Here is a 14416-nt window from a genome sequence, read left to right as displayed (position 1 = left end):
CTCGGTTGCCTTGTCGTCTGCTCGGTGGCTCGGTCGCTAGTCGTCGTTCAGCCAGAAGGGGACATCCCGCTTGCGGTCCCTGGTGGAGTTACCGCCCTCTCCCCAGAAGGGGGTGATGGGGGCGTCGTCTTTGCGCTTACCGGAGCCGGTCAGCCAACCGCCCTCTCCATCGCCACGCCTTCCGTGATCGGTGGGGGCGGGACGCGCGGGGCGCTGTGGGGCAGGGCGGTCGCGTTTCTCCTTCGGGCCTCCCCAGCGCGAGCGCCGACTGCCCAGGTTCCCCTGGCCCGGGGTGTCCTCACGGCCGCTGAAGATGCCGCGTCCGCTGCTGGGCTCAGGGCGTTCGGCGCTGGCCGCACGCGAACTGCCCGCCGCGCCACCGAACATGCCGCCGCCCGAACCGGCGCCGCCGCTGTCGCTACGGGTGGGGCTGCCGCCTCCCCCGTTGGTGCCGAAGACCGAAGCCCAACCACTGTCGCCGGTTCCGGTGTAACCGCCGGTGGGCCTGGGCGGGATGGATCCGCTACCGCCGCCGGTGGTGTTGCCACCACTCTTTCCGCTGAGGCTCGGGGCCTGGTCGGAGCTCCGATTGGCTCCATTGGATCGGCCCGCACCCGAGGTATTGGTTCGGCTGACGTTGAGCGGCGGAGCTGACTCGTTTTCACGGACACGCCCGTAGCCAGCGGCCCCCCGAACACGAGCGCCATCTGCGCGGGCGTTCCCTCCCTCAGGAGCTTCTTCGACGCCTTCAACGGAACCCCCTGGTACGCCCCCGCCTGCAGGAACCCCTGCGGCCGCGCCCGCGATCATCGCTCCACGGCGACGACCCCAGTTCTGGCCCTTGAGGTAGGCGACCGGCGGTAGAACCATCGAGCTCTTGTCCAGCGCCTGGCTCTGCGCGGCATCACTGACGATCCGCGAAGTGAAGCTGTTCGCGTTGACCGAGGCGAAGAGGTAGGCGAAGGTCTTCCGATAAATGAAGAGCGCCAGGGTGAAGAGGGCCAGCAGGATCATCTGCAAGCCCCAGCCAAAGGCAGTCGACATGACGATGCCGTAGCTCATCACAAGCAGAGCGATCAGTAGTACAACGAAGATCTGTTTAAGCAGGAATCCAACCATCAGCTCGACCCACCGGAGCAGGACCATGCGCCCGTAACCCGGGTGGATACCTATGAGCAGGAACACCGGAGAGAGCATGAAGAGCAGCATGAAACCGATCTTCAAAACGATAAGTGCTACAGACCCAGCTAGAATCAACCCACCCGCGAAGATTGAGGCAAAGAGCGCAAGCGTCGCCACCCCGAGCCGACTTCCCTGATCTTCTCCCGAAAACAGCGGATAGACACTCGGAAAGGATGTTTCAATTCGAGAAGAAATATCCTGATAGGATTCCTGCTTCTCAGACATCAACTCATTGGCATCTATTTCATCATTGGCAATTTGCTGCTGCTCAATTCGACTGATTCCCTGGGCAGAAATCAGCTCCTCAGCGTGCCGGCGAGCCACGCTCTGCCCAGTCTCATCATTTCCAAATTGACCAGCAACCCAAGGCTGACAAACCAGACTCGACCACATCATGTCCGCATTTCGCCGAACCTGAAAATCTGCCTCAGACTCCCAGTCGGCCCGCTCAGGAGGAGCTGCGCCAGCTGGACAAGTTCCCGATCCGCCGCCATAAGGAATTTGCCCAACTGTACTAGTCACCAACTGGGTGCCAGAGTTGACCAGCGCACTCCCAAGGCTCATTACCTGAGCTGGATTAATCAGGATCCACATCCCGAGTGCGGTTGCGGCAACCATCCATACACTAGATTCGATCGTGAGCGTCATCCTCTTACGAATGAGCCCGTACCATCCAAGCCAGATTGCACCAAGAATTACAACGGTCGGAATAAGTGGCCGCCAGACACCCTCCCTCAGGGCCACGACTACATTCTCTACAGTTTCAGAGAAACTTGCCAGAAGCCCATCGGAAGTAGCGGCCTGGTAAACTGTAATAGTTGATTGGTTAATGGTCTTGGAGAGATCCCAGGCAGAATTCGCAATGGTCGCCTGAGCCCCCAGCCCCATCTTGTCGACACAGGACTCGGTAATCATGTGCCACTGCTGCCCAGCCGTCCCGTACTGGCCGTACATGCTGGCGTCAGGAGGAAGGCCATCAGGTGCGCTCTGAAGCGCAGACTGGGACCGGGGTGGAACCAACAGCCCGTCTGCGCCGCTTCCCGCGGACTCGGGTAGGGGCGCGGGGTTGCCCGAGCAGATCGGGTCAGCCTGCGCCGAGGTCAGCGGTAGCAGGATGAAGGTGCTCAACATCAGGAACGTCATCAGTAGTCGGCGCCAACCCCGCCGGTGGACGTGCTGATGCGTCATCTGCTGAGCTCCTGCGTCGTGGTTCGGGCGGGGAATCGGTTGCAGACACCAGGGCCCGGACCACGCACACACGCCACCGCACCATCCGGCGTGCGACCGCGCGCGGCCACAAGGCCCCCGCATGTCTTTACCCCATCCTCTATGGTGCGCCATCACCGGGTTGAGGGAAGGCCGCAACGCGACCGGTTTTCCGGTTGTCACCCCAAGGCTGACCGGAAGCAGGGGCACAAACCGGATAGTTCTTCCTGTTTACGCAGGTAACAGGCTTGAACGGGCGACCGGAACGCCCAAAAACCGCAAGGCCACAATTTGCTGTCCACATGCGTACTATGAGGCGCGTCACAGAACTTTTCACCTCGAAAAGTGGACATACAGCAAGCAAGTGGACTGGTACTCAGTACCAAATCTGTCTTCCGTGGTACCCGCAGACCCTATTGCTGGCGGGCCGAAACGATTCGCCCTCCCGACCCACCGCTCGATGCCCTCCCGTAGACAGCCAGGCCGCTTCCCGGCGCGGTGCCCAGGAGGAAGTCCTCCGCACACTCACCTCCGGCTGCCCGCGAAGCCGGGTGCACGGTTCGGATACGGCCCGTACCCGAACAGGCCCGGCCCCAGAAGCGTCCCAGTTTCCAGGGCACGGGACCACCACGCCCACTCCGCCTGTTTGCCTGCTCCCCCGCCTCCCGCCCCCCGGAGACGCCTTGTCCACCCACCAGAACACCGACTCCCCCGAACCGCCCGGTCCCCCCGGGCCCCCGGAGCCGCTCGCCTTCGTCGCGCTCGGGGCCCTGGCTCTCCTCCTGCCCTTCCTCGTCCTCCTCTTCGTCTTCATGCCCGTGTTCGTCCTCTCCTTCGTGCTCGCCTTCGAGTTCTCCGGACCGGGCAGCTCCGACGCGGTCCTCCCGATCGTTCTGGTGTTGGGCACAGCCGTCGTCAGCCTGGTGTCCCTGACGGCCCTGATGTCCTTCCTGCTGCGGCTCGCCGGATGGCCCCGACCGATGGGGACCAGCCTGCTACTGATGTTCGCTCTGCTTCCGGCACTGCTCCAGGCCCCGGCCCTGGCCCTGTTGTTCGAGGGCGAACGCGGAGCGGCCCTGGGCGTGGAGATCGGCCCGGCCGAACTGGGGGTCTTCTCCCCGGGGATGGCCGGACCTGCGGGATACCTGCACCTGACCGCGGTGGTCCTGGTCCTGTTCGCGGTGCGGTGGCGTGCCCGGGCGTCCCGCAGGGCCACAGAGCGCCGGGCGGGGTTCGGGTGGGCGGGCGCCGCGCTGGCGGGCGCCGTCCTGGTGTCGACCGCGTTCACCGTCATCCACCTGCGGAACGACACCGCGCGGCGGATTCAGGAGTACACGGAGTCGGTCGAGGGGTACCCGTACCCGCTCGCCGTACTCGACGCCCCCGGGTGGCGGCCCTGGCACCTGAAGTTCCACCACGAGCACAGCTCCTTCACCGCCGTGTACACCAATGACGACGACCTCCGACTGGAGTTGGGCACCCGGCCGGAGTACGACCCCCTGTACGAGTGCCCCGGCCTCTCGGAGGGCGCGGGACCCTCGGAGGACACGGGCGATCACGGCAGCGGGAACTCCGACAGCCAGGGGTGCGCTGAGGGCCGGGTCGAGGTGTCCGGGCTGAACGACGGCGCCTCCGGTTTCGAGGCCTTCGAGGCCCGGCTGGTCGTGTACGACCCCTACGAGGGGTCTCCGGACCTGGACTATCCCGGGCTGTCCGAGGTCCGGGTGGACCTGCGGGGTGCGGGTTCTCCGGGCTACGCGGAGGCCGCGGCCGCGACGGAGGACGAGGGTTGGCCGGACTCGGGCCCCTGGGGCGTGGGGGCCGACCCGGGCCCGGTGGCGCTGCTGGCGCCCGCCGACAACCCCAGGGAGAGCTTCCTCCAGGGCGAGGTCGGATTCGACATCCCCACGTCGGAACTCCGGAAGGCAGCCGGACACGTGCGCCTGCTGGACCCCGGAGACGGTGCGGCGGTGCGGGAGCTGGCAGCCTCCGCCTACCTGGCGCGGTAACGCATACCGGGAGCGGAGGCACGGGGCCCGGACGGGCCTGCGGTAGGGCGGCGACAGGACCGGGCGCGGGCGGAACGGGAGCAGGGGCGCAACGGAACCCCTGCCCCGCCCGGCCCGCGTTCCCCCGCTCGATTCCGGCTTGACCCTCACGCGACGTGAGGCTCCACGATGACCGCATGAGCGAAAACTTTCCCGCGTTCAGCATCAGCCCCGTCCCGCAGCCCGGGCCCGACACCGCTCCCCCGGAACTGTTCCGGGGCATCTACGGCATGCCCGTGTTCCTGACCGTGCCGACCGGCGACCTGGAGGCGTCCAAGGAGTTCTGGACCAGCGGACTCGGCTTCTTCGACATCTTCTCCATGCCCGGACAGGTCGTCCACCTGCGCCGATGGGCGTTCCAGGACGTCCTGCTCGTACCGGGGGAACGCCCCGCCGAGGCGCCCGCGGTGGGCATCACCTTCTCGTGTGTGCTGAACCAGATCGACCCAATCGTGGCGGCGTGCGAGAAGGAGCTTCCCGGCTGCACCAGTGGGCCCAGGCAGATGCCGTGGAACACGGTGGACGTGGAGGTCACCACCCCGGAGAACACCCGGGTGACCATGACCGCCGCTCGCCCGTTCGACCCGAAGAGCCCGGAGGCCCGGTTCCTCCGCGAAGAGATGGAGATCGACGTCCCTGAGGGGTAGAGGGCACGGAGACGACTGTTCGCGGGGGGTGTGGGCAGCATGAAGTGGGCGGGACTTGAGGATCCCCCGGGTTCGAGTCAACCCGGTTGGGCGGGGTTGTGCCAGAGGCCTGCTCCAGCCTGTGGACAACCCGCCTCCGGTGGCGCGTCTGCCCCCGGTGACACACTGGTCGGTGTGACAGACCGATCCCACCGAGCCCGCTCAGCTCCCCCGGAGTCCGCTGCGGACCAGGGCCGGACGATGACCGTCGGCGCGGTGGCCTCCCTCGTGGGGGTCACCGTCAGGACGCTGCACCACTGGGACGAGATCGGGCTGGCCGGTCCCAGTGACCGCACCGCCGCCGGTTACCGGCTCTACACGTCCTCGGACGTCGCCCGTATCCACCGCGTGCTGGTCTACCGCGAACTCGGCGTCTCCCTCGAGGAGACCGCGCGGCTGCTGGAGGCGGACGCCGACGAGGCCACCGAGTCCCTGCTCCGGCGGCGCGACCAGCTGCGCGAACGCATCCGCAGGCTGGAGCGGATGGCGGACTCCCTGGACCGGATGGCCGAGGCCAGACAGGAGGGGATCCTGCTGTCGGCGGAGGAACAGGTCGAGATCTTCGGCGAGCACTGGCAGCCCGCCTGGGCGGCGGGGGCGCGTGAGCGGTGGGGCGGCACCCGCCAGTGGGCCCAGTTCGCCGAGCGTGCCGCGGAGCGGACGGCCGAGGACTGGCAGCGGATCTCGGAGGACGTCGAGGCACTGAACGCGGACCTCGCCGAGGCCCTGCGGGCGGAGGCGGCGCCCGGAAGCGAGCGGGCGAACGCCCTGGCCGAGCGGCACCGGGAATCGATGGCCGTCTACTTCGACTGCACGCACTCCATGCAGGTGATCCTGGGACGCATGAACCTGGAGGACCCGGGGTTCAGGTCCCACTACGAGGGCATCGAACCCGGTCTGGCGGTGTGGCTGAGCGAGGTCATCGACGCCAACGCGCGGGCGCACGGTGTGGACCCGGAGACCGCGACCTGGGGTTGAGGCGACCTCCGGGCCGCGGCGCTGACCGCTGTCGGTCATCCGCGGTTGGCTCCGAAGCCGCCGTGGCGGGCAGGTTTACAGATGCAGTCCTGCTGGAACAGGTTCAAGAACGGCGGTTCCCCCTCGCTGTCGCCCCAGACGGCGGACGGCCCCCTCCGGGCGTGACCGGCCCGGGCGGGCCCCTCGCACCGCCAGAAGGGAAGTCACCCCATGCCGACCTCCGGACACACCCGCATCGGCCGCTACGAACTGCGGAAGAGGCTGGGTGTCGGGGGGATGGGCACGGTCTGGCACGCCTGGGACCCCGCCCTGCGACGGGACGTCGCGGTCAAGGAGGTCCTCCTCCCCGACAACATGACCCCGCAGGAGCGCGCCGAGGCACACGTCCGCACCCTGCGGGAGGCCCAGGCGACCGCCCGGATCAGCCACAGCTCCGTCGTCACCGTCCACGACGTGCTCGAACACGAGTCGAGCCCGTGGATCGTGATGGAGCTGCTCGACGGGACCTCGTTCCAGCACCGCCTCGACACGGTGGGGCCGATGCGGGTCGAACGGGTCGAACAGGCGGCGCGTTCGCTGCTGGGCGGGTTGCGGGCCGCGCACGCGGCGGGGGTCGCGCACCGCGACGTCAAACCCGCCAACATCATGTCCACCAGCGACAACCGGACGATGCTGACGGACTTCGGGATCGCGAACGTCGACGGGAGCACAGCGCTCACCCAGACCGGTGTGTACATCGGTTCGCCCGAGTACATGGCACCGGAGCGGTTCGAGGGCGCGCGGGCTCTGCCCGCCTCGGACCTGTGGAGTCTCGGGGTGACGCTGTACGCGCTGTTGGAGGGGCGTTCGCCGTTCAAGCGGGACAGCGTCACCGGCATGATCAGCGCGGTGCTGACCGACCCGATGCCGCCGCAGCTGACCCGGAACCAGGACGCACGGGCCCCCGAGGGAGCAGCTCTGCGCGCGTTGATCGCGGCGCTGCTCACCCGGGACGTGGCGGCCCGGCCCGACCCCCGGGCCGCCCTGGAGCTGCTGGAGCGGGAACGCCAGGCGGCGCAGCATGACGTGGCGACGCGCAGGGCGCCGTTGCCGGGGAACGGGCCACCGCGGCCCCAACCGTTGAGCGGACCGCAACAACCCCGGCCCCCGGGCGGACCCGGCCAGGCCCCGACCGGCGTACCGCGGGTACCGGGCGTGCCCCGGCGGCCGCCGAACGGGCCCCAACAGCCACAACCGCCGAGCGGTCCGCAGCAGCCTCAGCCACCGGGCGTGCCCCAGCGTCTCGTGTACCCGCAGGCGGCTCCGCCCGGACCGACCGGCCCTGTCGCGGGCCCCGTTCCCGGGCCCACCGGTCGGTTCACGGGCCCCGCTCCCGGTCAGACCGGCGGGTTCGCCGGCCCCGTCTCCGGGCGGAACGGGGCCAGCAGCCCGGTGTCCGGTGGCCCGTTCCCAGGCGGACCCGTGCCGGGCCGGGCGGTCCCGGCCAACGCGGGCCTGCGGTTCCTGCACGGGGTCGGGCACACCGGCCCCCGCCCCGGGACCGCGGCGGCTCCCGGCCGGGGACACCCCGCCAGACCGGACACGGCCAAGCCCGCGCCGCTGCTCACCGCCATGGTGATGCTGGGGCTCAACGCCCTCGCGCTGTTCGTGTTCACGGCCCTGGCCGCGGACCGGGCGAACGGGGACGGATCCGGCACCGGGTGGGGCAGCGTGGTGTTCCTGGGGCTGTGGGGGGTGGTTTCGGCCTTCGCCGCCTTCGGGCTGCTCACCCGGTCCCGGCTGGTGTACGCGCTGGTGGTGATCGTGCAGGGCATCGCGTCGGCCTCGCTGGCGATGAGCATGTTCACGGTGTTCGTCTACACGCCGGAACTCATGGTGCCCTATGCGCTGATGCTGCTGTACACCCTGGCCGTCGGCGGGCTCCTGCTCGTCCCCGCCTCCTCGCGGGCCTACTTCGGGCTGGGTTGACGTCAGCCCCGGCCCGTCGACGCCGGCCCGTCCGGGCCGAGTCCGGCGAGGCCGGTCACGGCGGCGCGGACCCTGGCCCCGCTCTCCTCACGGACCCGGCGGGCGGCCTCAGCGGTGTCGGCGAGCTCCGCGACCTCCGGGGAGCGGACGGACAGCAGGGAGGCCTCGGCGCGCAGGTCGGCGTAGGCCGCGGTGGCGTCCAGGGCCTCCTGGCACTGCTCCCACTCGCGGTGCGCCAGGACCGCGGCGTCCACCAGCCGCCCGTACTCGACGATCTGGCCGACCCGGTCCCGGATGTGGCCCTCCACCGCGGCCAGGTGCCGCCGCTGGGGTTCGAGTGCCTCGCGTACCCGGGGAGAGGCCGCCCGCTGCCACCGCAGGACGTACCCCCGGCGCAGTTCGCGCTGGCGGGCCAGCAGGGAGGCGATCCGCCACTCCTGCTCCCGCAGGACCGACAGCCCGCGGGCGAGGTCCAGACCGTCGGACCGGCCCAGTTCCGCCCGGGCGTCGACGACCCCGTCCACGGTCTGCTGAACCGCCGCCAGCAGGCCGTGGTCGGCGGTGCTGACGTCCTCGGGCCACAGGACCCGGTCCCGGTGGCGTTCCTTCGGGGGCTCCTTCGTCCCCGCGGTGAGGGTGTCCGCGGTGACCATGCCGACCAGCAGCGTGAACAGCAGCCAGGGGGCGCCTCCGAGCGGGTCGGGCGGTAGGACGCCGAACAGCCACGGGGGCGCGGACACCAGGACGGCTCCGCCCACCGCGGCGCCGGCCCCCCGGACCGCCGGTGCGGCCTCCCTGCGCAGGGCCAGTGCGGTGACGTAGGCGACCAGGCTGATGCTGGCGATCACCATGGCGAGGTACCAGCCAGCGGTGAACAGCGCCAGGAACAGGGTGAACCCGACCCCGAGCAGTTGGATGCCGCCCTCGCGCAGGCGCAGGACGCGGCTGGCGTCCTCCCGCTCGGTGCGCGCACGGCTCGGTGCGGGGGCGTCGGCGCCCCGGAGGAGGCCCTCGCGCAGTTCCTCGGGCAGGGCTGGGTCGACGACGGGGCGCGGCCGGATGACGTCCTCACTCATGGGCGGTCCCTCGTGAGTGGTGGGTGTCGGTCGGGGTGCGGGGTCGTCCGGAGAGTCGGGGGAGGCGTGGGGAGGCAAACCGGTCGGGGTGACCGTCAGGGGCTCCGGGGCCGGGCGGTCGCCTCCGGGTCGGGGCGGGATACGGGTCGGCTGGGGCCGGGGCGCGGTACGAAAGGGCGGACGACAGTCTCCTCGTTCCCCGTCCGCGGGGCGCCCGAACCCGGCTCCCCGCGCCCCTTAGGCGCCGGTGGTCCGCCCGCGCCCGCCGTCCGCCCTCCCGAACCGCTGCTGAACTGCGCCTACACGAGGGGGCCGCTACTGGTCGCGGCCGTTAGCGGACACCAGGGAATCTCCCGCGGGCCGCTCGCGGGTGGGGTTGGTGTCCAGCCAGTGCAGCAGGCCCTCGGAGACCAGGTCGACACCGATCCGCCCGGTCCGGCCGTCGAGGTCGCGGAAGAGGCACTCCCCGTTCCCGAGGTTGCGGAGCACCGCCATGTGGTCCTCGTTGGAGTCCACGCCCAGCAGCGCCATCACGTCCGCCACCTCGTGGGCCTCGCTGGACCGGAAGGCGAACACCGAGGACAGGCAGTTGGTGACCTGCTCGTTGAGCATGTCACCCGCGTTCTGCGACACCAGGATGAGCGCGGTGTTGCGGGACCGACCCATCCGGGAGACCTCGGGGACGAGTTTGGCGCCCTCGGGGGTGGAGGTGACCGCCCACGCCTCGTCGAGGAAGATCGCCTTGGGCAGGCGCCGGTCGAGGCCGTTCATCAGGCGGCGGGCGAACTGGGAGACCAGGTAGAGGAGTGCGACGGACAGCCGCTGCTCGTAGGAGTAGTCGTCGCGGTTGACGCCGGAGTCGGGCAGGGTGAGTCCGCCCAGGGTGAACACGGTGGTCCACCCCTCGGTGTCGATGCGCGCCTCACCCTGGGGGTCGAAGCACAGCGAGGCCAGCCGCATCTCCGACATGGACCCGAGGACCGCCCCCAGGTTGCGGGAGGCGGCGTCCTCGGAGGAGACCAGGTGGTCGACGACCTTGGCCAGGGAGGGCTGGGGCTGGTTGGCGACCGTGGCGACCGCCTGGATCATCGCCGACTCGCGCTCCTCGCTCATCCGTGGCAGCAGCAGGCGCAGCGTCTCGGTCGCCATGGTCTTCTTGGCGGCGAGGTCGTCACCGAAGGCGAAGGGGTCGAGCAGGCCGGGCTGGGCCGACCCCAGCGACATGATCCTGGCCTTCCGGCCGCGGTGCTTGAGCAGCTCCACGAGGGACTCGGCGTCACCCTTGGGGTCGATGGCGGCGACCGTGACCCCGCGTAGCGCCAGCTGGTAGATCATGAGCAGCGCGAGGGTGGTCTTGCCGCCGCCGGGCTCGCCGGTGATGGCGATGGCGGTGGGGCGGTTGCGGGCCGCGGCGACCATCGGGTCGAAGTGCACGATGGACCGCGCCCGGCCGATGGTCTCGCCGACGTAGGGGCCGATCCAGCCTCCGCCCCGGCCGTCCTCGCGGTCGCCGACGTCGACGGTGGCGGTGGGCATGCCGCCCGCGATGGTGCGCAGCGGCTGGCGCTGGGCGTAGGCGTTCAGGCGGATGCGGTCGCCGGGCAGGGACTCGTTGAACAGGGAGAACTGGTCGCCGGTGGAGTTGATGACGTCGATGCCGATGTCGCGGTAGTGCTCCACGACCGCCTCGACGTGCTGGCCGAGGAGGCGTTCGGTGGGCGCGGAGACCATGAGCCGGTGCCAGCCGTACACGAACGGCAGCCGCTCCTTGGTGATGCCGTGCTCCAGCATGCGGGCGGCGTCGATCTGCTCGGCGAGCGCGATCGGCGCCTCGACCCCGGCCTCGCGGATGTGGGCGTCCATGTCGCGGGCGTGCGCGAGTTTGCGGCCGACGTCCTTGGAGGCCTTCGCCGGCGGGATCAGCTTCATCCGGAGCGAGATCTCGACGGGGAAGGGCAGCGCGTCCGCGTGGTGCAGCCAGGGCTCGCCGTCGGGGAAGGGCATGAGGTCCGGGAAGCGGGCGAACGACAGGAACGCCACGTAGGTGGACCCGGCGGGCTGTTCGAGGCGGAGCATGGAGCGGCCGTTGTGCACCACCCCGTCCACGAGCGCCTCGATCTCGCCCCGGCCCCAGGTGCGGCGGCCCGCGGCGGAGGGGCGGGGCTCCTCGGCGGTGCCGCTGACCGCGTGCCGGATGAGCCAGGCGACCTCGTCGGAGGTGGCGTGCCGGGCGTGCAGGGAGCTGGCGGCCAGGGCGCGGCCCAGCCGTTCGGACTGGTCGGTCCAGCGGGCGATCTCCTTGTCGTCGATCGCGTCGTCCTCGATCCCGAGGATCTGCTCGGTGCGCTGGTAGGCGCCGAAGAGCTGGGAGAACAGGCCCAGGCCCGCGCCCGCGTTGCGCAGGCCCAGGCGCACGCCCAGGTAGACCTCCTTGGTCCAGAAGTCCTTGGCCCACACGTGCCGGTACATCTCGTCGAGGTAGTCGTACCAGCCGGGTCCGGCGTCGGCGGTCCCGTCCAGCCGGGTCGCCCACTGGGCGGCCGGGTAGGTGCGGTGGGCGACGCGCAGGTGCACCTCGGCGTCGTTCATCCGGATGGCGGCGAGGGCGATGGTGATGTTGGTGGCGAGCGCCTGGCGTTCCTCGGGGGTGGTGAACTCGTAGGACACCGTGGGGAGCCGGAAGTAGGCCCAGGCCTCGTTGTCGCTGAAGAGCACACGGTCGTCGAAGTAGCGGACCGCGAGGCGGGTCGCCCCACGGGTCCCCCTGGTGCCGGTCATCTGCTCGCCCTTCCTCGTGACAGCGCTGACGGTTCCGCCCTTGAAACATCACCCATAGTGCTGCATCCGGCTGTGGCTGAGAAGCCGGGACCGTTTCGGCGCGCCAGAACCCCGGGCGGGGGCGGGTCACCGGGGTTCCGCAGGGGTCCCGGACCGGAGTGGGCCCGGCCCCGTACGAGGGGCCGAGCCGCACGCCGTCGGCCGGCCGTCGCCGTCCGGCCGACAGGCGCCGTCCGCTAGCAGGCGGTGTCGAGGGTGCTCTGGAGGGCGGACTCCTCGGAGGAGGTGATGGTGAGGTCGTAGACGTACTTCACGTTGATCCAGGACTTGGCGTAGTCGCAGTGGACGGCGGTGTTGGTCGGCATCCACTCCGAGGGGTCCCTGTCCCCCTTGGTGCTGTTGCTGGACGGGGTGGCCAGCCACAGCTGGGAACTCGTGACGTCGTTGGCGAAGTCGGCGCGGCGGGAGGTGGACCAGTCGGCGGCGCCGGTCTTCCAGGCCTCGCTGAGCGGGACCATGTGGTCGACGCTGATGTCGCCGGGGACGTCGTGCACCCACTCGTCGTCGAAGGCGCTCCACCAGCTCCCGGCGGTGGGCTGGCAGCCGGAGTCGGTCACGACGCCGTGGCCGTCCCGCTGGAGCACGACCTGGCGGGCCGTGCAGGGGCTGTCGACCACGTACCAGTGCGGAAAGAGGCTTCGGTCGTAGCCGGACTGCGGGCCCTTGGCTGCGACGGTGAGCGAGTCCAGCTGGGACTGGGCCGCGAAGTCGCCGGGGATGTTCGGAGGAAGGGTGTGGTCGGCGGCGGCCGGGGCGGACCAGCCGAGGACCATCGCCACCGCGACGGCCGAGACCGCGGCTGCGGCGCGAGCGAGCACACGGGGGGAGGGGGGCTTGGGCGGAAGGGGCACTGAGTTCTCCTCTTGAGCGGGTCGAGGAAATACGGACCCCACCACTGTGGGACGGCAAAGCCTTTCATGCCAGTACCCGCGGGGGTAATTCCGTGTGAACCGGAGGGCACGGGTAGAGAACTCGGAAGACACGCGCGGCGGCGCGTGGAGTCGCGTGCCGAGTGGCGTGCAAAGTCGCGTGCGGGAGCACGGGCAGTAGCGCGCCTCCGGGCCTCCGGCAGCGGTGGAAACACCCCTCGGCATTGCACCGCGAGCCGCACCAGATGTATGTGAAATAGATCACATGCACAGATGCGCCGAAGCGGCTCAGAGCCTGAGATCCGCCGCTGCAAGTGGACGACCTGGGATGATTACAAACAGACGGCTCCTGGAGGGCCAGACGATCACCCTCCGCGACACCGCGCAGGTGAACACTACCGAAAAGCGGAGCGGGGGCACCGAAAACCTACGGGCAAAGCCGCCGAGAAATATGTTTTGGCCCATATAGTATGGCTGTACTACCCAGCGGCCCGATCCGTAAACCCGCGACGAAAAGGCCGCCGGATATCCTCCCCGCGTAAGTTTGTTAAGTTCGCATGTCGTACGGAGAACCCGATTCTGAGAGGAGCACCCTCACCGAGGGGAACGGCATGACTCTGCAAATGGATCTTCCGACCGCGGACGAGTACCCGACCCGAAAGGCCACCGAACCGTCCCTGCTCTACCGCAGGGACCCCGTCGTCTGGCAGGGCTCCGAAGGAGGCCCGTTCACCTCAGGGGAACTGGAGGGCTACGACCGCCGCGGCTACACACAGGTCGAGTCGATGGTGAACCCGCAGGAGGTCGAGGCCTACCGCGCCGAGCTCCGACGGCTCAGTTCCGACCCCGCGCTGCGCGCCGACGAGCGCGTGGTCGTCGAACCGTCCTCCGAGGAGGTGCGTTCGGTCTTCGAGGTGCACAAGGTCAGCAAGGTCTTCCGTGACCTCGTGAACGACCCGCGCCTCGTCAACCGCGCCCGCCAGATCCTCGGATCCGACGTGTACGTGCACCAGAGCCGCGTCAACTACAAGCCGGGCTTCGGCGGCGGTTCGTTCTACTGGCACTCGGACTTCGAGACCTGGCACGCCGAGGACGGCATGCCCCGCATGCGGGCGGTCAGTTTCTCCGTGGCGCTCACCGACAACTACACCCACAACGGTGCCCTGATGATCATGCCCGGGTCGCACCGGACCTTCGTGTCCTGTGTGGGCGAGACCCCGGACGACCACTACCGCTCCTCGCTGAAGAGCCAGCACGTGGGCACCCCGGACCAGGCGTCCCTGACGATGCTGGCCGACCGGCACGGCATCGACGTGCTCACCGGATCGGCGGGCGACGTGACCGTGTTCGACTCCAACTGCATGCACGGCTCCGGCGGCAACATCACGCCCTACCCGCGCTCCAACGTGTTCATCGTTTTCAACAGCGTGGACAACGCGTGCACGAAACCGTTCAGCGCCAACGGCGCCCGCCCGGAGTTCCTCGCCGCCCGGGAGAACACACCCGTCGGCCGGTAACTCCGAACCCGAGCATGATCTTGCCCCCAGTGCAGTCCTCGGTCGTCG

9 protein-coding genes are annotated in these 14416 nt (G+C 69.6%); 5 read left to right on the top strand and 4 right to left on the bottom strand.

Features of this window, described 5'->3' with window-relative positions:
- Positions 1-36 precede the first annotated feature (36 nt).
- Positions 37-2370, bottom strand: coding sequence for a TrbL/VirB6 family protein (locus tag IE195_RS20740; RefSeq protein ID WP_191274123.1), 2334 nt, complete (start codon positions 2368-2370; stop codon positions 37-39).
- Between the two features lie 701 nt (positions 2371-3071).
- On the opposite strand from IE195_RS20740, the gene IE195_RS20735 reads away from it, so the two are divergent.
- The 4 genes from IE195_RS20735 (at position 3072) to IE195_RS20720 (ending at position 8068) form a co-directional block, all read left to right on the top strand.
- Entirely contained in the window at positions 3072-4397 is a 1326-nt protein-coding gene (locus tag IE195_RS20735; RefSeq protein ID WP_191274121.1) for a hypothetical protein, read from the top strand.
- A gap of 176 nt (positions 4398-4573) precedes the next feature.
- Positions 4574-5083 carry a VOC family protein gene (locus tag IE195_RS20730; protein ID WP_191274119.1) on the top strand — a complete coding sequence of 170 codons (510 nt, stop codon included), beginning with the start codon at positions 4574-4576 and terminating at the stop codon, positions 5081-5083.
- A gap of 174 nt (positions 5084-5257) precedes the next feature.
- On the top strand, positions 5258-6100 hold the full coding sequence (locus tag IE195_RS20725; RefSeq protein ID WP_444544297.1) for a MerR family transcriptional regulator: 843 nt from the start codon (positions 5258-5260) through the stop codon (positions 6098-6100).
- 210 nt (positions 6101-6310) lie between these two features.
- A complete protein-coding gene (locus tag IE195_RS20720) occupies positions 6311-8068 on the top strand; it encodes a protein kinase domain-containing protein (protein WP_191274117.1) in 1758 nt (585 codons plus the stop codon).
- Between the two features lie 2 nt (positions 8069-8070).
- On the opposite strand, the gene IE195_RS20715 is transcribed toward IE195_RS20720, so the two are convergent.
- The 3 genes from IE195_RS20715 to IE195_RS20705 all read right to left on the bottom strand — a co-directional run bounded on the left by IE195_RS20715 (position 8071) and on the right by IE195_RS20705 (position 12833).
- The gene (locus IE195_RS20715; protein ID WP_191274114.1) at positions 8071-9144 is read right to left on the bottom strand and encodes a hypothetical protein; all 1074 of its coding nucleotides are present in this window, start codon (positions 9142-9144) and stop codon (positions 8071-8073) included.
- Between the two features lie 315 nt (positions 9145-9459).
- Positions 9460-11922 carry an ATP-binding protein gene (locus tag IE195_RS20710; protein ID WP_191274113.1) on the bottom strand — a complete coding sequence of 821 codons (2463 nt, stop codon included), beginning with the start codon at positions 11920-11922 and terminating at the stop codon, positions 9460-9462.
- A gap of 236 nt (positions 11923-12158) precedes the next feature.
- A complete protein-coding gene (locus IE195_RS20705; protein ID WP_191274112.1) occupies positions 12159-12833 on the bottom strand; it encodes a GmrSD restriction endonuclease domain-containing protein in 675 nt (224 codons plus the stop codon).
- A gap of 629 nt (positions 12834-13462) precedes the next feature.
- On the opposite strand from IE195_RS20705, the gene thpD reads away from it, so the two are divergent.
- On the top strand, positions 13463-14368 hold the full coding sequence (thpD, locus tag IE195_RS20700) for an ectoine hydroxylase (RefSeq protein WP_225942537.1): 906 nt from the start codon (positions 13463-13465) through the stop codon (positions 14366-14368).
- The last annotated feature ends 48 nt before the right edge of the window (positions 14369-14416 follow it).

Source organism: Nocardiopsis terrae, from assembly GCF_014651695.1.
In the GTDB taxonomy this organism is placed as follows: domain Bacteria; phylum Actinomycetota; class Actinomycetes; order Streptosporangiales; family Streptosporangiaceae; genus Nocardiopsis; species Nocardiopsis terrae.
Note: the sequence above shows the minus strand (reverse complement) of the source record. Positions and strands in the feature narration are given on the sequence as shown.